The sequence below is a fragment of the Actinoplanes missouriensis 431 genome, assembly GCF_000284295.1.
GTDB classification, from domain to species: Bacteria; Actinomycetota; Actinomycetes; order Mycobacteriales; family Micromonosporaceae; genus Actinoplanes; species Actinoplanes missouriensis.
On record NC_017093.1, the window covers coordinates 7,530,039 to 7,553,365 of the forward strand.

Genomic DNA, 23,327 nt, shown 5'->3' on the forward strand with positions numbered 1-23,327 from the left:
CGTGGGCACTGAGCCGGTGCCGCGCCAGCACCGGACCGGCACTGGACCGGCGCTGGAGCGGCACTGGACCGGCACTGGCGGCACTGGACCGGCGCCGTGGACCAGCTCGGTGATCAGCTCTGCGGGCCAGCCGGTCCGGCCGGTTCTCAGCGCTGCGGGCCAGCCGGTCCGGCCGGTTCTCAGCGCAGCTCGAGCACGCTGCTGACAGCACTGGTAACCAGCTCACCTCGCCCAGCTGGTTAACAGTGCTGTCGCGCGCCCGTTTTGTCCGCGCTGAGCGCCAGCCGGCATCGGCGTTTCCAAGATCTGCAAGAGGGGACCGTAGGACGGAACTCACGACATCGCGCGCTCATGGCGATGACCGCACACGCAAGCCGATCGCGTGCGTTGGTCGCCGTCGCGGCTCCGCGGGCGCGAGCATGGTCGACCGGGCGCGCCGATCGGTGGCTCTTTGGATGCGTGGGCTACGGCTCCGTGGCGCTTGTCGCCGGTACAACCGGACCGGCGGGGCGACGGAGCCGGGGCGGGAGGGGGCGCCGGGGGCGGCGGCGGGATGCGCCGGCGGGAGGGGCGTCAGGGGTGGTCGGCTGGGGACGGGGTGGTGCGGTTGGGGAGGGTTTCGGGCGTACCCGATGGGGGTTTGCGGGTGCGTAGCCAGTGGATCGGGCGGATGCGTTCCAGGGAGAGGAAGCTCGCCATCGCCACCAGGTGCGGGGCGAAGGAGATCGTGATCGTGGAGAAGGTGACCACGTGGAAGGAGTAGAAGAAGGCCACGACGGCGTTGCGCCAGCGCTGAGGCACCACGAAGACCAGGGGGCTGAGCAGCTCGAACGCGATGATGCCGATCTGGGCGGCGATCAGCAGTCCGGGCACTGAGGCGATCGCGTCGGCCAGGTCGGTGCCTCGGCGGATGATGGCCTGGGCGAGGACCGAGCTGGTGAACCAGTCGAGGCCACCGAAGCGGAGTTTCGCGAACGCGGCCAGAAAATAGGTGCAGATCACCGCGATCTGGGTCACCCGTAGGGCCCAGCCGCCGGCGGATGTCCGGTCCTGATCGCCGTGCCGGGCGGCGCCGGCGGTGGGCAGCGCGGCCAGGGCCACGAGTAGGCCGATCCGGTCGTGGTCGACCTTGCCGTAGGACATCGCGATGATCATCCACTCGAAGTAGAGCAGGAAGACCGCCCAGCCGAGGGCTCGTGGCGCCCGGCCGGTCGCGGCGGCCAGCGACAGGGTCAACAACGTCCAGAAGATGCCCCACACCAGCAGCGGTCCCGGTGTCGGCAGGTGCAGGAGCCGGCCGATCAGCAGGGGCTCGTAGAGCTCGCCCGGGGTGTTCGCGTGCGAGCGCACCCACGGTGTGAAGACCACCAGGTCGAGGGCGACGAAGAGATAGACGAGGGTACGGAAGGAGGCGATGCGACCCTTCGGGACCGGTTCGAAAAGCCAGCGTGTGATCACGGGCGGACCCAATCCGCGATGACCTCGTCGGTCCAGGTGCCGGTCGGACGGCTGTGCTCGACCAGGTGCCAGCGGATCACGATGCGGACCTCGCGCAGCGCCGGGGCGGTCGGGGTGTGCTCGGCGTACGCGTCGGCGACCCGGCTCAGGCGGGACGGGTCGGCCTGGTACGCCGACTGCTGGCCCTCGATCTCGGCACGCCGGATCCCGCTGTTCGCCTCGGTGATCGGCACGACCGCGCCGGTTACGTCAACGCCCTCGACGCGGGTGTCCTTCGCCGCGCCGTTGGGGTCGGGGGCCGTCGAGTACATCCGGAAGGGGCCGAACGGGAAGTCGTCGTCCTGGCCCCAGAAAGTGCCGGCGAGCAGGAGCACGAGCCCGGCGACGGTCGCCAGGACCCGTGCCCGGCGGCCGGTCGTCGTCAGCTCGGTCATCGACGACAACCTAGCCACCTCACGCAATCAGTCCAGCCCGTGATCAGTCCAGCCCGGGTAATCAGTCCAGCCCGGGAATCAGTCCAGCAGGGCGTCGAGTCCGATGGTCAGGCCCGGACGCTGCCGGACCTGGCGGACCGCGAGCAGCACGCCCGGCATGAACGAGGAGCGGTCCAGCGAGTCGTGCCGGATCGTCAGCGTCTCACCGGTGGTGCCGAAGAGCACCTCCTGGTGCGCGACCAGGCCGGCCGCGCGGACCGAGTGGACGCGCACGCCGTCGATGTCGGTGCCGCGGGCGCCGAGCTGCTCCTCCTTCGTCGCGTCCGGCATCGGCGGGCAGTTGGCCGCGGCGCGGGCCTCGGCGATCACCTTGGCGGTGTGCATCGACGTGCCGCTGGGCGCGTCGAGCTTGCGCGGGTGGTGCTGCTCGATGATCTCGGCTGACTCGAAGTACTTCGCGGCGCGGGCGGCGAACTGCATCATCAGCACGGCGCCGATGCCGAAGTTCGGCGCGATCAGCACGCCGACGCCGGGCTTGGCGGCCAGCCAGCCGCGCACCTGCTCCAGCCGGTCCTCGGTGAAACCGGACGTGCCGACGACCACGCTGATGCCCTGCTCGATCGCCCAGCGCAGGTTGTCCATCACCACGTCGGGGTTGGTGAAGTCGACGAGAACCTGAGCGCCCGTGTCGGAGGCGCTGAAGAGCAGATCACCCTGGTCGACCATGGCGACCAGCTCGAGGTCGTCGGCGGCGTCGACCGCCTTGCACACCTCGAGGCCCATGCGGCCCCGGGCACCGAGAACGCCGACACGAATGGGTTCAGGCACGTCTGTCACACCGTCAACTTAACGTACGGCGACGGGCCGCCCACCACCGCTCGGCCAGCCCCACGACCACGAAGACGGCCGCCACGTAGGCCCATCCGACCAGCACGTCGATCACGTAGTGCTCGCCCGTGTAGACGAGCGTGAACGTCATCGCGAGCGGGTAGGCGAGCAGCAGCGGCCACCACTTCTTCGCCACCATCGGCAGGAAGAACGCGACGGCGAGCATGGCCCAGGCGGTGTGCAGCGACGGCATCGCGGCGACCGGGTTCGACTGGGAGACCTGCAGCGCGTTCAGGGTGTTGCCGGCGCCGTGCAGGCCGATCACGTCCCAGCCCTTCGTGGAGATCCGCACGACGGTCTCGGGGAGGTAGCCGTACTTGAAGGCCCACCACGGCGGCGCGGCCGGGTAGAGGAAGTAGGTGATCAGGCCGAACACGCAGAGGGTGATCCAGCGGCGCATGAACCGGCCCCAGGTCGCCCGGTTGCGCATCCAGAGGATCACCGCGATGGTCGGCACGGTCAGGAAGTGCGAGGAGTAGACGATCGTCACGACCGCCAGCCACCACGGGGTGACGTTCGGCTCGTACAGGTGCTGCTGAAGCCAGGTGGTGGGCACCTGGCCGTCCATGAACCAGCCGAACATCCACCGGTCCGCGTCGATCAGCTCGGTGACGTGCGGCTTGAACAGGTCGTCGGCGAAGCTGCGGGACACGTTGTAGATCACCAGCAGCAGCGCGATGGGCAGCCAGTCCCGCAGGAACCGCAGGTGGGTGCGCCACGGCTCGTAGTTGCGCCAGGCGATGGTCGCCAGCCAGAGCCAGCCGAACGCGATCAGCGGGTCGCTGGTCGGCACGCCGACGAAGTAGACCCCGACGGAGAAGACCACCGCCCAGATCAGCATCCCGATGATCCGCCGCTTCCGGAGTTCCGGTGGCGGCGGGGTCGCGGGGGTCTCGGGCGGGGTCTCGAGGGTCGTCACGGGGTCCAAGGGTAACTAGGCCGGAAAGTCGTCCTCGCCGAACGGCCCCACCACGGCCAGCGAACGCTCGCCGGAGAAGAGTTCGGCGGCGACCTTGTTGACCTCGGCCACGGTGACCGCGTCCACCCGGGCGAGCAGCTCGTCGACGCCCATCATGTCGCCGTGGAGCAGCTCCGACTTGGCGAGGCGGCTCATCCGGGAGCCGGTGTCCTCCAGGCCCAGCACGTACGAGCCCTTCACCATGCCCTTGCCGCGGGCCAGTTCCTCGGCGGTGATGCCCTGCTCGGCGACCCGGTCCAGCTCCGTCCGGACGAGGTCGAGCACCTCACCGGCCTTCGCCGGCGCGCAGCCCGCGTAGACACCGACCAGGCCGGCGTCGGCGTGCTGGCTGGCGTACGAGTAGACCGAGTAGGCCAGCCCTCGCTTCTCCCGGATCTCCTGGAAGAGCCGGCTGGACATGCCGCCGCCGAGCACGTTGTTGAGCACACCCAGCGCGAACCGGCGCTCGTCGTGCCGGCCCAGTCCGGGGCCGCCCAGGACGATGTGCGCCTGCTCGGTGTCGCGGTGCACGATCACTTTTTTGCCGCGGGCGACGCGGACCCTACGATCCGAGGGACGGGTCGCCGCGGGCTCGGCCGCGCCGGTGTCCAGCGGGGTGCCGGCGAGAGCCTTGCGGACCAGCTTCACCACCGTGGCATGGTCCAGGTTGCCGGCCGCCGCGATCACGACCTCGGGGGCCGTGTAGCGCTTGCGGTAGAACCGGTTGATCTGGTCCCGGGTCATCGGCGTGATCGACTCCGGCGTTCCGGAGATCAGCCGGCCGAGCGGGTGGTTGCCGAAGATCGCCTCGGCGAAGACGTCGTGCACCTCGTCGCCGGGCTCGTCCTCGTGCATGGCGATCTCTTCGAGGATCACCCCGCGCTCGGTCTCCACGTCGGCCGGCTCCAGCAGCGAGTCGGCGACCGCGTCCACCAGCACGTCCACCGCGAGCGGGAGGTCGGCGTCGAGCACCCGCGCGTAGTAGCAGGTGTACTCCTTCGTGGTGAAGGCGTTCGTCTCGCCGCCCACCGCCTCGATCTCCGCGGAGATCTCCAGCGCGGTGCGCTTGTGGGTCCCCTTGAAGAGCAGGTGCTCCAGGAAGTGCGAGGCGCCGTGCAGCGCTGGCGTCTCGTCCCGGGAACCGATGCCTACCCAGATCCCCAGCGAGGCGCTGCGGGTGGTGGGGATGGCCTCGGTGAGAATGCGCAGGCCACTCGGCAGGATGGTCTTTCTGATGCCGTCCTGGAGAGTGGTGGTCCGGGGGACAACGCGGGCCGGCCTTTCGGCCGGCCCGCGGTTGCTGTTCGCTGTCACTTAGTCGCGGCGCTCGCCACGGTCACCCGACGGGCGCGACCGGCGGCGGCGGGGCTCGCCACCACCCTCACGCGGGCCACGGTCCTCGCGCGGCGCGCGCTCCGGACGGCCACCCTCGGAGTCGGCGGCAGCGGCCGGAGCGGCCGGCGCCTCCTCGCCCTCCGGGCGGACCTTGTCCAGGTAGATCTTGCCGCGCGCGTCGATGTCCGCGATCGAGACCTCGACCTTGTCGCCGACGTTGAGGAAGTCCTCGACCTTCTCGACCCGCTTGCCGTCGCCCACCTTGGAGATGTGCAGCAGGCCGTCGCGGCCCGGCAGCAGCGAGACGAACGCGCCGAACGCGGCCGTCTTCACCACGGTGCCGAGGAACTTGTCGCCGACCTTCGGCAGCGTCGGGTTGGCGATCGCGTTGATCCGCTCGACCGCGGCCTCGGCGGCCGGGCCGTTCGTCGCGCCGACGTAGATCGTGCCGTCGTCCTCGATCGAGATGTCGGCGCCGGTCTCGTCCTGGATCGCGTTGATGGTCTGACCCTTCGGGCCGATCACCATACCGATCTTGTCGACCGGGATCTTCACGCTGGTGACGCGCGGCGCGTACTCGCTCATCTCGGCCGGGGCCTCGATGGCGGCGGTCATCACGCCGAGGATCGTCGCGCGGGCCTCGTGCGCCTGCTGCAGGGCACCGGCCAGCACGTCCGACGGGATGCCGTCGAGCTTGGTGTCGAGCTGCAGCGCGGTGACGAACTCAGCCGTGCCGGCGACCTTGAAGTCCATGTCGCCGAACGCGTCCTCGGCGCCGAGGATGTCGGTGAGCGCGACGTACTGCGTCTTGCCGTCGACCTCGTCCGAGATCAGGCCCATCGCGATGCCGGCGACCGGCGCCTTCAGCGGGACACCCGCGGAGAGCAGGGCCAGCGTCGAGGCGCAGACCGAGCCCATCGAGGTCGAGCCGTTCGAGCCGAGGGCCTCGGAGACCTGGCGGATCGCGTAGGGGAACTCCTCACGCGACGGCAGGACCGGGACCAGCGCCCGCTCGGCCAGCGCGCCGTGGCCGATCTCGCGGCGCTTCGGCGAGCCCACCCGGCCGGTCTCACCGGTCGAGTACGGCGGGAAGTTGTAGTTGTGCATGTAGCGCTTGGTCTTCTCGGGGGCGAGAGTGTCCAGCGCCTGCTCCATGCGCAGCATGTTCAGCGTGGTGACACCCAGGATCTGGGTCTCGCCGCGCTCGAACAGCGCCGAGCCGTGGACCCGCGGCAGCACGCCGACCTGCGCGGTCAGCGGGCGGATGTCACGCGGGCCACGCCCGTCGATGCGGACCTGGTCGCGCAGCACGCGCTGCCGGACCTCGGACTTGGTGATCGAGCGGAAGGCCGCGCTGATCTCCTTCTCCCGGCCCTCGAAGCGCTCGTCGAGCAGCTCGTGCGCCTTCGCCTTGACCAGGTCGAGGGACTCCTCGCGCTCCTGCTTGCCGGCGATCTTCAGAGCCTCGGTGACCTCGGCCCGGACGGCCTCGCCGACGGCGGCGAAGACGTCGTCCTGGTAGTCCAGGAAGACCGGGAACTCGACGGCCGGCTTCGAGGCGATCTCGGCCAGCTCGGACTGCGCGCGGCACAGCTCGCGGATGGCGGGCTTGGCGGCCTCGAGGCCGCTCGCCACGATCTCCTCGGTCGGCGCGGTCGCGCCACCGGCGATCAGCTTGACCGCGTTCGGCGTGGCCTCGGCCTCGACCATCATGATCGCGACATCGCCGTCACCGACGACCCGGCCGGCGACCACCATGTCGAAGGTGGCGCGCTCCAGCTCCTCGATGGTCGGGAAGGCGACCCACTGGCCGTCGATGTGCGCGACCCGGGTCGAGCCGATCGGGCCGCTGAACGGCAGGCCGGACAGCTTCGTCGACAGCGAGGCGCCGTTCATGGCGACCACGTCGTACGGGTGGGAGGGGTCGAGCGCGAGGATGGTCTCGACGACCTGGACCTCGTTGCGCAGGCCCTTCGTGAACGACGGGCGCAGCGGCCGGTCGATCAGGCGGCAGGTGAGGATGGCGTCCTCGCTGGGACGACCCTCCCGGCGGAAGAACGAGCCGGGGATCCGGCCTGCCGCGTACATCCGCTCCTCGACGTCCACGGTCAGCGGGAAGAAGTCGAAGTGCTCCTTCGGCTGCTTGCTCGCGGTCGTGGCGGAGAGGACGGTGGTGTCGCCCAGCTGGACGATCACCGAACCAGCGGCCTGCTTGGCGAGGCGGCCGGTGGAGAAGACAATCTCGCGGGTGCCGAACGATCCGTTGTCGATGACGGCGGTGCGGGATTCGGTGCCGAGAGCGGTGTTCTGCTCTGTCATGAAGTGCGGTACTCCTTCGTCGAGGACCCGGCGGTCAACAGCGCGGTTCAGAAGGCCGGTCTTCGATCGAAGTGCCCAGGACGAGGGCCTGGGAACCACTACCGAGGACCGGTGCTGGGCGGTTAGGCCGCGCGGGTCCGTGGGGTGGAAATCCTTGGGGGCGACCAGCGGCCGCCCCCAAGGTCACGCTATCGGCGCAGGCCGAGACGCTCGATGAGCGTCCGGTAACGCGCGATGTCCTTCTTCTGCACGTAGTTCAGCAGGCGGCGACGCTGACCGACCAGCAGCAGCAGGCCACGCCGGCTGTGGTGGTCGTGCTTGTGCACCTTGAGGTGCTCGGTCAGGTCGGCGATCCGCTTGGTCAGCATCGCGACCTGAACCTCGGGCGAACCGGTGTCGCCGTCCTTGGTCGCGTACTCACCGATGATCTTGTTCTTGGTCTCTTGATCGAGCGCCATATTCTCCGGACTTCTGTGTTGCCGATTGCACGGTTACCCCGCGACCCGCGGCGTCGGGCAGGCAGGCGGGACCGGTGTCGGATATTCCAACGACCATTCCACCCTACCAGCAGGTCACGCGAGCATTACCCGGGTCTGTTCGACGTCCGTCTGGATCTGCGCGATCAACGGCTCGATGCCGTCGTATCTGCGCTGCTCACGGAGGTGCGCGACGAAATCTAGGCTGACCCGCTCACCATACAGGTCACCGGAGAAATCCAGCACGTACGCCTCGACGCGCCGCTCGGTGCCGGAGAACGTGGGATTGGTCCCGATCGACACGCTCGCGGGCCACCGCCCGGCATTCTCCCCGGTGCGGGTGAGCCAGGCGGCGTAGATGCCGTCGGCGGGCACCGCGGCGTACCGATGGACCATCAGGTTCGCGGTGGGGTAGCCCAGCTCCCGGCCGCGCGCGTCACCGCGGACCACCACGCCGGAGAGCCGGTGCGGCCGGCCCAGCGCGGCCGCCGCCGCCCGGACGTCACCGGCGTCCACGCAGCTGCGGATGTAGGTCGAGGAGAAGACCAGCCCGTCCTCGGCGACCAGCGGCGCGTCCTCCACGGTGAATCCGAACGTGCGGCCGAGCGTCTCCAGCATCGTCACGTCGCCGGCCGCCCGGTGACCGAACCGGAAGTTGTCCCCCACCACGACGACCGCCGCGTGCAGCGCCTCGACAAGCACGTCGTGGACGAACTCGTTCGGCTCCTTGTGGGAGAAGGCCGGGGTGAACGGCACCACGCAGAGCGCGTCCACACCGAGCTCCTCGATCAGCTCGGCCTTGCGGACCGGCTCGGTCAGCACCGCCGGGTGCGAGCCGGGGCGGACCACCTCGGCCGGGTGCGGGTCGAAGGTCATCACCACCGACTGCAGGTCGAGGTCGTGCGCCCGCTTCACCGCGTGCCCGATGATCGCCTGGTGCCCGCGGTGCACGCCGTCGAAGACGCCGATCGTCACGACCGACCGCCCCCACCCACCAGGCACCGACTCATAGCCCCGCCAACGCTGCATCGAAGAACTCCCTTCCGGTGACACAGTATCGACTCACGCCGGGGCGAGGACGATCTCCGCCTTGGCCTTGCCGCCACGCTCGCTGACGATCGCGAGGAGCATGCCGTCCGGGTCGAACACCGCGTAGGGGCCCTCGATGCCGGCGGCGGCCAGCGGACCACCGTGCCGCAGCACCTTCGTCTCCTCGGCGGTCGCGACACGCTGCGGGAACGCCCGCCGGGCCGCCTCCGCCATCGGCAGCGACACCACGTCCGGGGCACGCTCCTCGAGCTGCTCCAGGGTGGCCGCGGCGTCCAGGGTCATCTCGCCGACGGCGGTCCGGCGCAGCGCGGTCAGGTGGCCGCCGACACCGAGCGCGGCGCCGAGGTCGCGGGCGATGGCCCGGATGTACGTCCCGGACGAGCAGGTGACGTCGATGTCCACATCGATCACGTCGCCGCTGCGGCGGATGTCCAGGACCTCCAGCCGGGAGATGGTGATCCGCCGGGCCGGCAGCGAGACCTCCTCGCCGTCGCGGACCCGCTTGTAGGACCGGACTCCCTTGATCTTGATGGCGCTGACCGCGCTGGGGACCTGATCGATCTCGCCGAGCTGCGTTCTCAGCGACTCGTTTATCGCATCATCGTCGATATGTCCGGCGGGGGTCTGCGCGGTGATCTCGCCCTCGGCGTCGTCGGTGATCGTGGACTGCCCGAGGCGGATCGTCCCGGCGTAGCTCTTCGACGCGCCGATCACATAGGTGAGCAGCCGGGTCGCCCGGTTCACCCCGATGATCAGCACGCCGGTCGCCATCGGGTCCAGCGTCCCGCCGTGCCCCACCCGCCGGGTCTTCGCCAGCCGCCGGATCCGGGCGACGACGTCGTGCGACGTCATCCCGGCCGGCTTGTCCACCACGATCAGTCCGTCCGTGTTCACCGCAAAACCCTAGCGTCCGGTTCGGGAGCCGGGCGCAGCCCGCCTCCCTCCCCGGCCGGACGCTACCGGGCGGCTCCGAGGACCACCCATCGCGGCGATCGCCAGCGCCAGACGAGCGGCACGAACCGTCCGAAGGTGAACAACCCCAGTCCGGCCCACACCCCGCCGAGGCCAAGGTCGAACGCATAGGCGAGCCAGATGGCGGGCAGGAAACCGAGAACCGCTGACAAGATCGTCACGTTACGCAGGAAGGCCACGTCACCGGCTCCGATGAACACCCCGTCCAGCGCATAGACCACCCCCGCGAACGGCAGCAGCCCCACGAACCACGGCCAGAGGATCATCGCCTGATCGTGGACCGCCGGATCCGGCGTGAAGAAGCCCGGGATCACCCGCGCCCCGGCCGCCGCGAGGGCGGCCAGGACCACCGCCGCGACGCCGCCGGCCACGGTCACCCGGCGGGCCACGTCCCGGGCCTGGTCCGCGTCACCCGCGCCGAGCGCCGCCCCCACCAGGGACTGCGCGGCGATCGCGACCGCGTCCAGGGCCAGCGCGGCGAAGAACCAGAGCTGCAGGCCGATCTGGTGGGCCCCGACCGCGGCGACCCCGAACCGGGACGCCACGGCGGTGGCCGACAGGAAGCACGCCTGGAACGCCGCACCACGGATCAGCAGGTCACGGCCGAGGACCACCTGACGCACGATGATCGACGGGATCGGCCGCAGCGCGCGGGTCTCCCGGACCAGCGCGAACAGGAAGAGCAGGCCGCCGACGGTCTGCGCGGTGACGTTGGCGATCGCCGAGCCGGTCAGCCCGAGCCCCAGCGGATAGACCAGGATCGGGCAGAGCACGGCGGAGAGCACGTTGGCGCCCAGCACGATGCCGAGCGGCCGGCGGGTGTCCTGCACCCCGCGCATCCAGCCGTTGCCGGCCGCGGCCAGCAGCAGGCCCGGCGCGCCGAACGCGGCGATCCGCATCCAGCCGGCGGCGGCGTCGGCGATCTGCTCGTCACCGGCCAGCAGGTGCGCGACCGGACCGGCCCCGATCAGGCCGAGCAGCGCGAGCAGCAGACCGACGCCGAGCGCCAGCCAGGACGCCTGCACTCCCTCGGCGACGGCGGCCGGTCGGTCACCGGCGCCGAACCGGCGGGCGGCACGGCCGGTCGTCCCGTACGCCATCAGGGTGCCGAACCAGGCGGCGACCGACATCACGGTCCCGCCGACCGCGATCGCGGCGAGCTCGACCGAGCCGAGGTGGCCCACGACGGCGGTGTCGACGAGCACGTAGAGCGGCTCGGCGGCGAGCACCACCAGTGCGGGCAGGGCCAGGGCGGCGATCCGCCGGGGTGTCGCGGTGGAGGGCGGGCTCATGGTGGTCCATGATGCCCGCCCGCCGCAGATGTCTTACTGGCGCGTGTCCAGCGAGGCCTGCAGGGCGCGGCGCGCCTGCTCGCGGGCGTCGTCGGCCGGCTTGGGCTGTGGCTTGGGCTTGGCAGCCATGAGAGGAAATCCTTCCACGGTGGGTGTGGGCGCGCCGCGCGGAGCGGGCGCCCGGAATCGGTCGAGCGGGGCGTCACAGAAGGCCGGTCCGGGATCGCCGGACACTGGCGGAGGTGACACCGGCCCGGGCCGGTGGACCCGGGTGGCTCGAGGTCTCACGGAGAGGCGGTGGTGGCGGCCGCGTGAAACCAAATCACCGTTCAGGTCCCAAACTAACGTTCACTCGGCCGGCCGTTGGGCGGATCCCGCCATCCGGGACAACGACGAAGGGGCCCGACCCGTTCGGGTGAGCCCCAGTCAACTGCGCAAACAAACGTCAGTTCAGGAAATCGTCCAGTCGGCGACGCACCGCGTCCACCACGTCACGCACCTCCCCGTAACCGGTGAAACCGGCCGCGAGACGGTGACCGCCACCACCCTGGGAGACCGCCACGCCGCTCACGTCGACGGCGCCCTTGCTCCGGAGCGACACCGCCCACTCCCGTGCGCCGATCTCCTTCACCACCACCGACACGTCCGCCTCGGCCACCGAGCGGACCGGGTCGATCAGCGTGTCCAGCACGTAGGGCGGCTGGGCGAACCGCTCCAGGTCGCTGAGCGTGGCGTAGGTCCACACCATGCCGCGCCCACCGGCCGCCGCGGGGTCCAGGATCGCCCGGCCCAGCACCTCACCGGTCAGCTTCATCGCCCCGAACGGACGGCTGTCGAAGATCCGGCGGGAGATCTCCCCCGGCCGGATCCCGGTGGCGATCAGCCGGGCCGCCAGCTCGTGCACCGCGACGGTGGTCATGTCGAACTTGAACGAGCCGGTGTCGGTCGCCAGCGCCACGTAGAGGCACTCCGCGATCTCCGCGTCCAGCGGCACGCCGAGCCGCTCCAGCAGTTGCTCGGCGACCACCGAGGTGGCCGCGGCCCGCGGATCGACCAGGCGCACCTCGCCGAAACCGGTGTTCGACGCATGGTGGTCCAGCACCACGCTGCGCGGCGCGGCCAGCCGGTCGGCCAGCCCGCCCAGGCGCGACTCGCTCGCCACGTCGAAGATCAGAACCAGGTCCGGGTCCGGCCAGGCGTCCGCCTCCGGCACCAGAAGATCAAGACCCGGCAGCCCCGCGTACGGCTCGGGCACCGTGAAGTCACCCGGAAACGTCGCCCGGATCCGGGTCAGCCCGAGCCGCCGCAGCCCGAGAGCGAAGCCCAGCATGCTGCCCAGCGCGTCCCCGTCCGGGTTCACGTGACAGATCAGCAGGACCTCGTCGTCCGGACCGGCCGAGCGGACCGCCGCAACCGCGGCGGCCCACTGCTCGGCGGACGGACTCACCCCTGATCCTCGCCGGCGCCCACCGGCTCGGACTCGTCGTCGTCGCTCTTGTACGGGTCGGCGTCGCCGGCGTACTTCTTCCCGGCGGCCAGCCGCTGGACCTCCTGGTCCCGATGCCGCGCCTGCTCCAGCAGATCGTCGATCTCCTTCACGTTGTCCAGGACGTTGTCCAGGACGAACGCCAGGCTCGGCGAGTGCCGCAGGCCCAGCGCGTGACCGACCCGGCTGCGCAGCATGCCTTTCGCGCTCTCCAGCGCCGCCGCGGTCGAGGCCTGCTCGGTCACGTCGCCGAGCACCGTGTAGTAGACCGTCGCCTCGCGAAGGTCTCCGGTGAGCCGGGCATCCGTGATCGTCACCATGCCGAGCCGGGGATCCTTGATCTCCCGCACCAGCGAAGCCACCAGTTCACGGACACGCTCCGCGTGCCGCCGTGTCTTGGCCGGATCCGACATCTCGCCCACCTCCGACAATGGTTCCCGCGGGTCAGAATCGCCCCCGCCCTAACTGCTGAAGCCTACCTACGTCAGTCGTCCTCGCCGTACAAGCGTCGCTTCACTGAGAGCAACTCGACCTCGGGGCGGCCGGCCACCTGATGCTCACAGGTGTCGACCACGGCACGGGCCTGTGAGGGTTCGGCCGCCACCGCGGCGACCCCGATCTGGGCCCGGCCGTGCAGGTCGTGGAAACCGACCTCGGCGACGCTCACCTCGTACTTCTTCAGCATCGCGATGATCGGGCGGACGTAGGAGCGCTTCTGCTTCAGCGAACGCGAGTCACCGGGCAGGAGCAGGTCGAAGACTGCGGTCTCGGTATACATCAGCGAGCAGGGTACGCCGGTGATCTGCGCCGGTCAGCCGGTTTTCCGGGCCACCAGGACGTCCCGGTCGATCCCCTGGTCCACCCGGTGCTCCAGCGGCAGGTGCTCGACGATCTCCAGGCCGTTCGCCAGGAGGATGTCCTCGGCGAGCTCCCGCTTGGCGACCTTGGTGTTCCAGGAGAGGCCGATCGCGCCGCCCGGCCGCAGCAGCGGCAGCCAGTGCGGCACCGCCCGCTCCAGCAGGTCCAGGGGCCGCCGGGAGATGCCGCCGCCGTCGTCGTAGCTGCCGTGCGCCACGCCGTACGGCAGGTCGGCCACCAGCACGTCCGCGACGTTGCTGCGGATCAGGCCGTCGAGCTGGGTGGTGTCCGCGTTCAGCACGGTCACCTTCTGCACCGCGCCGGACTTGTGGTCGTCCTTGCTCGGCGCCATCGTCACCTCGAGCCGGCGGGCCGCCCGGCGTCCCTGGCGGCGCATCGGGACCAGCTCGGCGGAGTGTTTGAGGCGCTTGCGCTTGAGCCAGGTCTGCAGGAACAGCTTGTACGCCTCCACGTCCTTCCCGTCGATCTCCACGCCGAGACCGTCGTACCCGTACATGAGGGCCTGGTTGAGTGTGGTGCCGCGCCCGCAGAGCGGGTCCAGGACGGTCAGCCCGCCGTCGAGCATCCGGGTGGCGGAGGCGGAGGCCAGCAGCGTGAGGTTCAGGACGAGCTTGGTGAACTGCTCGTTGGTCTTGCCGGCGTACTTCGGAATGGTGATCAGGTCACTGTCGTACCGGGCCAGCGGCGTGAGCGTGAGCGGGCGCAGCAGGTCGTCGACCTGCTCGAAGAGCGCGTACGCCGACGACAGATTAGAGATGTAGGAAACGTCGGTGACGGTGAGGTCGGCGGTGAAGGTCAGATACTCCACGCCTCCGATCACCGCGACGTCGATCTCGTCGAGGGACGAGGAGAGCACCGGGCCGAAGGCGGCCAGCTCCGCGAGGGACATGCGAGAGGCCTGATCCGCGTAGACGCGGTTGGCGGACGGAGCGAGCAGCAAGGCATACCGGGACATGGCTGCCATTTTGCAGCGACGGCCCCCGGTGCCTGAGCACCGGGGGCCGTTTCACTGATCCGTGAGCGTTACGCCCGCGGCTTCTCGCGCATCTCGAAGGTCTCGATCACGTCGCCGATCTGCGGCGAACCGTAGCCCTGGAGAGTCAGACCACACTCGAAGCCCTCACGGACCTCGGTGGCGTCGTCCTTGAACCGCTTCAGCGAGCTGATCGTGACGTTGTCCGCCACGACCGTGCCCTCGCGGATGATCCGGGCCTTGGCGTTCCGCTTGATCAGGCCGGACCGGACGATACAACCGGCGATGAGACCGATCTTGGACGAGCGGAAGACCTCGCGGATCTCCGCCGTGCCCTGCTCGACCTCTTCGTACTCCGGCTTGAGCAGACCCTTGAGCTCCGCCTCGATCTCCTCGATGGCCTGGTAGATCACGCTGTAGTAGCGGATCTCCACGCCGGCGCGGTCGGCCATCTCCTTGACCTTGTTGGAGGCCCGGACATTGAAGCCGATGATCGTGGCGACCTGGTCCGACGAGGCCGACGCCAGGTTGACGTCGCTCTCGGTGATCGCACCGACGCCGCGGTGGATGACCTTGAGCTGCACCTCTTCGGGGATCTCGATCTTGAACAGCGCGTCCTCGAGAGCCTCGACCGAACCCGAGCCGTCACCCTTGATGACGAGCGTGAGAGTGGCCCGCTCGCCTTCCTTGATGTCGCGCATCATCTCGTCGATCGACTTCGGACGCGTCGAGTTCGCGAAGGTCGCCGCACGGCGGCGAGCCTGCCGCTGCTCGGCGATCTGCCGCACGGTGCGGTCGTCCTCGGCGGCGAGGAACGTGTCACCCGCGCTCGGCACCGAGGTGAGACCGAGCACCAGGACCGGACGGGCCGGACCCGCCTCGGTGACCTGCTTGCCGTTCTCGTCGAGCATGGCGCGGACGCGGCCGTGCGCGCCACCCGCCACGATCGAGTCGCCGGCACGCAGCGTGCCCTTCTGCACCAGGACGGTCGCGACGGCGCCGCGGCCCTTGTCCAGGTGGGCCTCGACCGCGACACCCTGGGCGGGGCCGTCGATCGGGGCGGTCAGCTCGAGCGCCGCGTCGGCGGTCAGCAGGACGGCCTCGAGGAGGTCGTCGATGCCGATGCCGGGCTTGGCCGCCACGTTCACGAACATCGTGTCGCCCTGGTAGTCCTCAGCGAGCAGGCCGTAGTCGGCGAGCTGCTGGCGGACCTTCTCCGGGTTGGCGTCCGGCTTGTCGACCTTGTTCACCGCGACGACGATCGGCACCTCGGCGGCCTTGGCGTGGTTGAGCGCCTCGACCGTCTGCGGCATCACGCCGTCGTCAGCCGCCACCACCAGGATGACGATGTCGGTCACCTGGGCGCCACGGGCACGCATGGCGGTGAACGCCTCGTGACCCGGGGTGTCGATGAAGGTGATCGCACGCTCTTCGCCCTGGTGCGGGACCACGACCTGGTAGGCGCCGATGTGCTGGGTGATGCCACCCGCCTCACCGGCGACCACGTTGGTCTTGCGGATCGCGTCGAGGAGCTTCGTCTTACCGTGGTCGACGTGACCCATGACGGTCACCACCGGCGGCCGGGTGACCAGCCGGTCCTCCGCCACCTCGGCGTCGAGGTCGATGTTGAACTGCGCGAGCAGCTCACGGTCCTCGTCCTCAGGGCTGACGATCACGACGTTGAAGCCCAGGTGCTCACCGAGCAGCAGCAGCGTGTCGTCGGAGACCGACTGGGTAGCGGTCACCATCTCGCCCAGGTTGAACATCTCCTGGACGAGCGAGCCCGGGTTGGCGTTGATCTTGTCGGCGAAGTCGGAGAGCGACGCGCCGCGGGAGAGCCGGATGTCCTGGCCGTTACCGCGGGGCGCGCCCGAGCTCATCTGCGGAGCCGACAGGTTGTCGAACTCTTGACGACGCTGCTTCTTCGACTTGCGGCCACGGGTCGGCCGGCCGCCGGGACGCCCGAAGGCACCCGCCGCGCCACCGCCACGACCGCGGCCACCGCCGCCACCCGGACGTCCGGGAGCACCGGCGCCGACCGGGCCGCCGCCACCGCCACCGGGACCGCCGGGACGGAAGCCACCGCCGCCGCCACCGCCGCCACCGGGACGGAAGCCACCGCCGCCGCCACCGCCGCCACCGGGACGGAAGCCACCACCGGCGCCGCCACCGCCACCGCGGTAACCGCCACCGCCACCGCCGGGGCCACCACGGCCCGCGCCGGGACCACCGGGACGACCAGCGCCACCACCGGGACCGCCACCGGGACGACCCGGACGCTGCGCCGGCATGGACGCGGGGCTGGGCCGGGGCGGCATCGAGGCAGGGCTCGGCCGCGGCGGCATGCCCGGCTGGTTGGGACGCGGCATCGAAGCCGGCGAGGGCCGCTGACCAGCGGCGTTGCCGGAGACACCGAACGGGTTGTTGCCCGGGCCGCGCGCCGGCGGACGGGGAGCGCCACCGGCCGGGCCGGGACGCGGGCCGCCACCGGGGGCACCCGGGTTGTTACGACCGGCCGCGGGCGAACCCGGACGCGGCGGAACCATGCCGGGACCCGGGCGCGGGCCGGAGCCACGCTGTCCGCCGTCGGCCGGCGGCTGCCGGCGCTCGGCGTCCCGGGCGGTGCGCGCGGCCTGAGCAGCCTGCGCCGCCTTGACGGCGGCCTCCTGCTCGGCCTTCAACGCCGAGGCGCGGGCCTCAGCGGCCGCCACCTCGATGTCGTGTGCGCTGGCCGGCTTGGCGACCGGACCGGGCGTCGGGCCCGGACGGCCGGGCACCGGCTTCGGCCGGGCGAACTGCCCGGGCGAGGGAGCCGGCGAAGTCGGGGCGGCGCTGGGCGCACCACCCTGCGGCGGGCCGGGACGACGGGGCGGCTGAGGCCGGCCCATCGGCGGGCCCGGGCGCGGGGCCGAGGTGGCACCCGGCGCGCTGGACGCGGAGGGACTGGGCGCCGGAGCGGAGGGTGCCGACGATGCGGCGGATCCACCACTCTCGAAGGCGCCACGAAGCCGCCGGGCCACCGGGGCCTCGACGGTGCTGGACGCGGATTTGACGAACTCGCCCATGTCCTTCAACTTGGCGAGAACGGTCTTGCTGTCGACCCCGAGCTCTTTGGCGAGCTCGTGAACGCGGGCCTTGCCTGGCACTGCACTCCTCACTTCGAGGTCGTGCGAGCAGTACCCGCACAGACCTCACTCGTGCACTAGAAGCCTGGTCATTTCAGGGACTTCATCGTGTGCTCATCTGAGTCGTCCTACCTTGCTGGGTCGTGACGAGGCGCTGACGCCTCGTCATCGGTGGGTCCGTGCGGCACGGAGACCGAACGGATGTGCTCGGCAAGCAACTCGGTGTCAGCAACACCGGTGAGACGTAGCGCACGCCCGAAGGCGCGACGCCGCTCTGCCTGCGCGAAGCAGGCCGGGTCGGGATGCAGATGCGCTCCCCGGCCCGACAGTCGGCGGCTCGGATCGGGCAGGAGCCGGAGATCAACCCCGGATCCAGCCGCGACGAACCGCAGCAATGATGCGGCCGGCGCGCGATTACGACAGCCGACGCAGGTTCGCGTCGGGCCGACCGGTACCAAGTCTACCCCTCGATCGCGGCGAACGCGTATCCGGTCAGTTCCCCGCCTCTGCCGCATCACGCTCCGAGACTCCGGCAGGCTCGTTGTCCGGCCGGATGTCGATGCGCCATCCGGTCAGCCGGGCGGCCAGCCGGGCGTTCTGTCCTTCCCGGCCGATGGCCAGGGAGAGCTGGAAGTCCGGCACGGTCACCCGGGCCGTCCGGGTGGCCGCGTCGACCACCTCGACCCGCAGCGCCTTGGCCGGCGAGAGCGCGTTGCCGACGAACTGTGCCGGATCCTCCGACCAGTCGATGATGTCGATCTTCTCGCCGTTCAGCTCGCTCATCACGGCCCGGACCCGCTGGCCCATCGGCCCGATGCACGCGCCCTTGGCGTTCACGCCGGAGACCGTGGACCGCACCGCGATCTTGGTGCGATGGCCGGCCTCCCGGGCGATCGCGGCGATCTCGACGGTCCCGTCGGCGATCTCCGGCACCTCCAGGGCGAACAGCTTCTTCACCAGCGCCGGGTGGGACCGGGACAGGGTGATCTGCGGGCCGCGGAAGCCCTTCGCCACGTGCACCACGATGCAGCGGATGCGGGAGCCGTGCTGGTACGGGCTTTCGCCGGGCACCTGCTCGGACTGCGGCAGTACCGCCTCCAGCTTGCCCAGGTCGACGATCACGATGCCCTTCTCGGCACGGGCCGCGTCGGCCTGCACCACACCGGTGACCAGGTCGCCGTCGCGCCCCGCGTACTCACCGAAGTGCTGCTCGTCGGTCGCCTCCCGGAGGCGCTGCAGGATGACCTGCTTCGCGGTCATCGCGGCGATCCGGCCGAAGTCGTGCGGAGTGTCGTCCCACTCACGCACCACCGTGCCGTCCGGGTCCAGCTCCTGAGCCAGCACGGAGGCCACGCCGCTCTTGCGGTCGATCTCCACCCGGGCGTGGCTCTCCGCGCCCTCGGTGTGCCGGTACGCGGTGAGCAGCGCGGTCTCGATGGCCGCCAGAATCGTGTCGAACGGGATCTCCCGCTCGCGCTCCAGGGCGCGCAGCGCCGCGAGGTCGATGTTCACTCCTCGCCCTCCCCTTCGTCTTCCTCGTCGTCATCGCCGAGATCGGTATCGTCGAACTCGGCTTCGTCCATCCGCTTGAACTCGATCTGGACCTTTCCGGCCCCGAGATCGGTCCAGGCAAGTTCGCGGGTCGCGGAGTCCACGTCCAGCGTCACGCCGGTGTCATCCGTCGAGATCACCCGGCCGATCAGGCCGTTCACCGCGACCAGGCGGCCGGTGTTGCGGCGCCAGTGGCGGGGCTCGGTCAGCGGCCGGTCCACACCCGGCGAGCCGACCTCCAGCTGGTACTCCCCGGCGAGCAGCTCGCCGCCGGACTCCTCCGCCGCGTCGAGCGCGTCGGAGATCGCCCGGGACACGACGGCCACGTCGTCCAGGCTGATCCCGCCGTCGGTGTCCACCAGCACGCGCACCACGTGCCGGCGACCGGCGCGGGACACGTTCACGTCCTCCAGGTCGTAACCGGCGGCGGTGACCACCGGCTCGATCACCTCGCGGACCCGGGCACGGGCCGCGGTCAGATCGACGCGGGGGACCGAAGGGGTGCGGGGCTCGGCATCCGGCCGGGTACGGCTACTGCCGGGGCGCCCACCGGGCCGGGCCCCGGCGCGACCACGCTGCGTCATCGGGCTCGACCTCTCGTTAGCTTTGCGCTGGAACGACTATATGCCGCCGGGCAGCATTCGGCCCCGCGGCTGACGCTGAGCGTAACCCGCCCGCGTCCCGGGCGGAGCGCCGCCGCACCGATTCCATCCCATCCGCAGGTCAGCGGCCCGTGCCGGACGCCCTTCGGGTGATGGTGTTGACTGGCCCGGTGCGGATGAGCGATTCGGGACACACACGCCGACGGATACTGACCGCGACCGGCGCGATCGTGGCGGCCACCACGCTGGCCGGCTGTGGCCTCTTCGACGACGAGCCGGAGCCCGCGCCGGCCCCGGACCCGCTGCAGCCGGTCCTGGACGAGGCGCTGGCTCTGACCTCAGCCTACGACCGGGCGATCCAGGCGCAGGCCGATCTGCGCGAACGGCTGACCCCGCTCGCCGAGGACCACCGGGCGCACGCCGCCGAACTCGCCCGGCTGATCGGCGCGACCCTCCCGTCCGGCGCCGCCGCCGCACCGTCGGCCGCCGGGCCCGCCGCGCAGTCCCTCGCCCAGCTGCGCGATCAAGAGCTGGCGGCGCAGGAGACGGCGGTGGCCGCCTGCCTGGCCGCGCCGGCGGAACGCGCCGCGCTCGTCGGTTCGATCGCCGCCTGCCGGGCCACCCACGCGAGCGCGCTGCGCTGAAGGGACTCCTCATGAACGAGCAACTCACCGCCGCGCTCGCCGCCGAGGAGGCCGCGATCTACGCCTACGGCCTGATCGGTGTCCACCTCGCCCAGGAGAGCGAGGTGAAGGCCGCCCGGGACTCCGAGCAGGTGCACCGGCAGCGCCGCGACTACCTGGTCAGCCAGCTCGAGAGCCTGAAGGCCAGCGCCGCGCCCGCGCCGGCCGGTTACCGGCTCCCGTTCGAGGTCACCAACCGCCGCAGCGCGCTCAAGCTGGCCGTCCACGTCGAGGACGGGGTGGCCCAGGCCTGGCGGGCGGTGCTGCCGGTCACCCAGAGCGCCCAGCGCAAGGCCGCGCTGTCGGCTATGACCGACTCGGCACTTCGTGCGACAACGTGGCGCAAGGAATCCGGCACCAACCCCCTCACCATGGCTTTTCCGGGACGCCCCAGCTGACAGAATGGCGGGGTGATCGGCGAGCTCGACACCACATCGGTCCGCGGGGCGCTCGCGATCCGTCTGCGTGACGTCATCCAGCACCGATGGGCCGCCGAGGTGCAGGCCATCGGGGTCCGCGGCTCGGTCGCGCACGGCGACGACGCCGAGTCCAGCGACGTGAACATGGTGGTCGTCACCTACCGGCCGCGGACCGGCCCGAAACCGGCCCGCCGCAAGGTGGACGGCGTCCCGGTCGAGCTGTCCGTGGTCACCGCCGAGGACGGCCTCGGCCAGGCCCGGCAGCTCACCGCCCGCTGGCCGTTGCTCGCCGACGGTTTCCTCACCACGCTGCCGCTCTTCGACCCGGACGAGTGGTTCATCGACCAGCGTGACGCCCACCTGACCCTGCTCTCCGAGGCCCGGCCGGTCGAGTTCACCCGCCTGGCCCGGGACAACTGGGCGCTCGCCAGCAACGCGCACGCCCGCGCGGTCCGGCTCACCCAGTGGTACGACACGGACACCGCGCTGGTCCTGATGGCCGATGCGCGCATCCACGCCGCGATGGTCACCGGCCTGCTGACCCGCACCCATTTCCGCAACGACGCCGACGCCGTGAAACGCACCGGCGTGGCGATGGCGGACATGCAGGAGCTGGACGCGATCCTGAAATATCAGGCGGAGGAGCTGACCGCCCGCGGCCGCCCGGTCGACGGCACGCTGGGCGAGCTCTTCGACTGAGAGGGCGTCCGCGAGCCCGACCCGGCACCGGTAGCCGTAGTCCGCGCAACGGCCGTGCCCACCCACCGGGTCGCGCGGCTTCACGGGGACGGGTCGGATTCGCGGGACGGCCACACCCGTACCCCTTAGGTTCCTAAAGCAACACCGATCAGGAACGTCGCGGCGGCCGCGGCGCCGCCCAGCAGCAGCTGCCGGAGACCGCCGCGCCACCAGGGCCGGGCCGTCAGCCGCGCCACCACCGCGCCGGTGATGAACAGCCCGATGCCACCCACCGTCAGCGCGGCCCCGAGCGAGTCGTGACCGAGCAGCAGGGTGATCAGCGGGATCAGGGCGCCCACCGCGAAACAGACGAACGAGGACGCGGCGGCGGTCCAGGGGCTCGGCAGCTCGTCCGGCACCACGCCCAGCTCCTCCTGGGCGTGCACCCGCAGCGCCTGGTCCGGGTTGTCCTTCAGCACGTCGGCGACCTGGCGGGCCAGCGGCTCCGGGAGACCGCGGGCGGTCCAGGCCTCGACCAGCTCCTGGGCCTCACCCTCCGGGTTGACACGCAGCTCGTGCCGTTCCTTCTCCAGTTCCGCGGCGACCTGCTCGTTCTGGGTCCGGACGCTCGTGTACTCCCCGATCGCCATCGAGATCGCGCCGGCGGCCAGACCGGCGACCCCGGTGAGGATCAGCGTGTGCCGGCCCGAGCCGGCACCGCCTACGCCGGCGATCAGGGCGATGTTGGTGACCAGGCCGTCCATCGCGCCGAACGTCGCGGCGCGCAGCCAGCCACCGGAGACGTCGGCGTGATGGTGCTCGACCGGCCGGGTCACGGCAGGGTGAGGATCTCGTAGCCGTCCTCGGTCACGACAAGGGTGTGCTCGAACTGGGCCGTCCACTTGCGGTCCTTGGTGACGACCGTCCAGCCGTCCTTCCAGATCTCGTACTCATGGGTGCCCAGGGTGATCATCGGCTCGATGGTGAAGGTCATGCCGACCTCCATGACGGTGTCCAGCCGCGGGTTGTCGTAGTGCGGCACGTAGAGCCCGGAGTGGAACGTCTCACCGATGCCGTGACCGGTGAAGTCGCGGACCACGCCGTACCCGAAGCGGCGGGCGTAGGCCTCGATGACCCGGCCGATCGCGTTGATCGGGCGGCCCGGCGCGACCGCGCGGATGCCGCGCATCATCGCCTCCTCGGTGCGCTCCACGAGCAGCCGGGCCTCGTCGCTCACCTCGCCCACGCAGAACGTGGCGTCGGTGTCGCCGTGCACGCCGTCGAGGTACGCCGTGACATCGACGTTGATGATGTCGCCGTCCTCGAGCACCGTCGAGTCCGGGATGCCGTGGCAGATCACCTCGTTGAGTGACGTGCAGCAGGATTTCGGGAAACCCTTGTAACCGAGGGTCGACGGGTACGCCCCGTGGTCGAGGATGAACTCGTGCACCACGCGGTCGATCTCGTCGGTGGTGACGCCGGGTTTGCAGTGCTCGCCGGCGAGCTGGGTGGCCTGCGCCGCGATCCGGCCGGCGACCCGCATCTTCTCGATCGTCTCCGGTGTCTGCACATGGGATCCGCGCCACTCACGGGGCTTCTTCTTCCCCACGTACTCAGGGCGGACGATCTGTGCCGGGACCGATCGCCACGGCGACTGCTTCCCCGGCTGGAGAGGGGCACGTACGGACATGCACACAGCCTATCCGCCTGCCAGCCCCGTTCTTGCCGCCCTCGGACCCCTGTGGAAAC

Annotated in this window: 23 protein-coding genes; 3 read left to right on the forward strand and 20 right to left on the reverse strand. The window is 70.8% G+C overall.

Annotated features, from left to right (window positions below):
* Nucleotides 1-573: 573 nt before the first annotated feature.
* The 18 genes from AMIS_RS34260 to rimP form a co-directional block, all read right to left on the reverse strand.
* Nucleotides 574-1,458, reverse strand: coding sequence for a hypothetical protein (locus tag AMIS_RS34260; RefSeq protein ID WP_014447054.1), 885 nt, complete (start codon nt 1,456-1,458; stop codon nt 574-576).
* The gene (locus AMIS_RS34265; protein WP_041830242.1) at nt 1,455-1,892 is read right to left on the reverse strand and encodes a hypothetical protein; all 438 of its coding nucleotides are present in this window, start codon (nt 1,890-1,892) and stop codon (nt 1,455-1,457) included. Before AMIS_RS34265 ends, AMIS_RS34260 begins: the two co-directional genes overlap by 4 nt.
* Nucleotides 1,893-1,970: 78 nt before the next feature.
* Entirely contained in the window at nt 1,971-2,729 is a 759-nt protein-coding gene (gene dapB / locus AMIS_RS34270) for a 4-hydroxy-tetrahydrodipicolinate reductase (protein ID WP_014447056.1), read from the reverse strand.
* A 4-nt stretch (nt 2,730-2,733) separates the two neighbouring features.
* The gene (locus AMIS_RS34275; protein ID WP_051042613.1) at nt 2,734-3,621 is read right to left on the reverse strand and encodes a phosphatase PAP2 family protein; all 888 of its coding nucleotides are present in this window, start codon (nt 3,619-3,621) and stop codon (nt 2,734-2,736) included.
* A 93-nt stretch (nt 3,622-3,714) separates the two neighbouring features.
* Entirely contained in the window at nt 3,715-5,052 is a 1,338-nt protein-coding gene (locus tag AMIS_RS34280) for a M16 family metallopeptidase (protein ID WP_014447058.1), read from the reverse strand.
* Entirely contained in the window at nt 5,053-7,392 is a 2,340-nt protein-coding gene (locus AMIS_RS34285; protein WP_014447059.1) for a polyribonucleotide nucleotidyltransferase, read from the reverse strand.
* A 188-nt stretch (nt 7,393-7,580) separates the two neighbouring features.
* Complete coding sequence (gene rpsO, locus AMIS_RS34290; protein ID WP_014447060.1) at nt 7,581-7,850, reverse strand: 30S ribosomal protein S15; 270 nt, start codon at nt 7,848-7,850, stop codon at nt 7,581-7,583.
* A gap of 114 nt (nt 7,851-7,964) precedes the next feature.
* Nucleotides 7,965-8,897: a bifunctional riboflavin kinase/FAD synthetase gene (locus AMIS_RS34295; protein WP_014447061.1), complete on the reverse strand. Its 933-nt coding sequence runs from the start codon at nt 8,895-8,897 to the stop codon at nt 7,965-7,967.
* A 33-nt stretch (nt 8,898-8,930) separates the two neighbouring features.
* Nucleotides 8,931-9,812, reverse strand: coding sequence for a tRNA pseudouridine(55) synthase TruB (truB, locus tag AMIS_RS34300; protein WP_014447062.1), 882 nt, complete (start codon nt 9,810-9,812; stop codon nt 8,931-8,933).
* A 62-nt stretch (nt 9,813-9,874) separates the two neighbouring features.
* Entirely contained in the window at nt 9,875-11,182 is a 1,308-nt protein-coding gene (locus AMIS_RS34305; RefSeq protein WP_014447063.1) for an MATE family efflux transporter, read from the reverse strand.
* A gap of 445 nt (nt 11,183-11,627) precedes the next feature.
* Nucleotides 11,628-12,629 (reverse strand): DHH family phosphoesterase, encoded by a 1,002-nt coding sequence (locus AMIS_RS34310; RefSeq protein WP_014447065.1) that lies wholly within the window; start codon nt 12,627-12,629, stop codon nt 11,628-11,630.
* Nucleotides 12,626-13,081, reverse strand: a complete 456-nt coding sequence (gene rbfA, locus AMIS_RS34315; protein WP_014447066.1) for a 30S ribosome-binding factor RbfA — start codon at nt 13,079-13,081, stop codon at nt 12,626-12,628. Before rbfA ends, AMIS_RS34310 begins: the two co-directional genes overlap by 4 nt.
* A gap of 71 nt (nt 13,082-13,152) precedes the next feature.
* Nucleotides 13,153-13,446, reverse strand: a complete 294-nt coding sequence (locus tag AMIS_RS34320; protein ID WP_014447067.1) for a DUF503 domain-containing protein — start codon at nt 13,444-13,446, stop codon at nt 13,153-13,155.
* Between the two features lie 33 nt (nt 13,447-13,479).
* Entirely contained in the window at nt 13,480-14,502 is a 1,023-nt protein-coding gene (locus tag AMIS_RS34325) for a TRM11 family SAM-dependent methyltransferase (protein WP_041830243.1), read from the reverse strand.
* Nucleotides 14,503-14,570: 68 nt separating this feature from the next.
* The gene (gene infB / locus AMIS_RS42065) at nt 14,571-17,666 is read right to left on the reverse strand and encodes a translation initiation factor IF-2 (RefSeq protein ID WP_083888756.1); all 3,096 of its coding nucleotides are present in this window, start codon (nt 17,664-17,666) and stop codon (nt 14,571-14,573) included.
* 107 nt (nt 17,667-17,773) lie between these two features.
* Nucleotides 17,774-18,160, reverse strand: a complete 387-nt coding sequence (locus AMIS_RS42070; protein WP_083888852.1) for a YlxR family protein — start codon at nt 18,158-18,160, stop codon at nt 17,774-17,776.
* Nucleotides 18,138-19,157 carry a transcription termination factor NusA gene (nusA, locus tag AMIS_RS34340; RefSeq protein ID WP_014447070.1) on the reverse strand — a complete coding sequence of 340 codons (1,020 nt, stop codon included), beginning with the start codon at nt 19,155-19,157 and terminating at the stop codon, nt 18,138-18,140. Before nusA ends, AMIS_RS42070 begins: the two co-directional genes overlap by 23 nt.
* Nucleotides 19,154-19,780 carry a ribosome maturation factor RimP gene (rimP, locus tag AMIS_RS34345; protein WP_041830245.1) on the reverse strand — a complete coding sequence of 209 codons (627 nt, stop codon included), beginning with the start codon at nt 19,778-19,780 and terminating at the stop codon, nt 19,154-19,156. Before rimP ends, nusA begins: the two co-directional genes overlap by 4 nt.
* 194 nt (nt 19,781-19,974) lie before the next feature.
* Here rimP and AMIS_RS34350 point away from each other — a divergent pair, with 194 nt between their 5' ends.
* From AMIS_RS34350 to AMIS_RS34360, 3 genes are read left to right on the forward strand one after another with little or no spacing between them, the layout of a single operon-like run.
* A complete protein-coding gene (locus AMIS_RS34350; protein ID WP_231859153.1) occupies nt 19,975-20,442 on the forward strand; it encodes a hypothetical protein in 468 nt (155 codons plus the stop codon).
* An 11-nt stretch (nt 20,443-20,453) separates the two neighbouring features.
* Nucleotides 20,454-20,879, forward strand: coding sequence for a ferritin-like domain-containing protein (locus tag AMIS_RS34355; RefSeq protein ID WP_014447073.1), 426 nt, complete (start codon nt 20,454-20,456; stop codon nt 20,877-20,879).
* 12 nt (nt 20,880-20,891) lie between these two features.
* Nucleotides 20,892-21,599 (forward strand): hypothetical protein, encoded by a 708-nt coding sequence (locus AMIS_RS34360; RefSeq protein WP_014447074.1) that lies wholly within the window; start codon nt 20,892-20,894, stop codon nt 21,597-21,599.
* 125 nt (nt 21,600-21,724) lie between these two features.
* On the opposite strand, the gene AMIS_RS34365 is transcribed toward AMIS_RS34360, so the two are convergent.
* Nucleotides 21,725-22,414, reverse strand: coding sequence for a VIT1/CCC1 transporter family protein (locus tag AMIS_RS34365; protein ID WP_014447075.1), 690 nt, complete (start codon nt 22,412-22,414; stop codon nt 21,725-21,727).
* A complete protein-coding gene (gene map / locus AMIS_RS34370) occupies nt 22,411-23,268 on the reverse strand; it encodes a type I methionyl aminopeptidase (protein WP_014447076.1) in 858 nt (285 codons plus the stop codon). The genes AMIS_RS34365 and map overlap by 4 nt, the downstream gene beginning before the upstream one ends.
* Between the last annotated feature and the right edge of the window lie 59 nt (nt 23,269-23,327).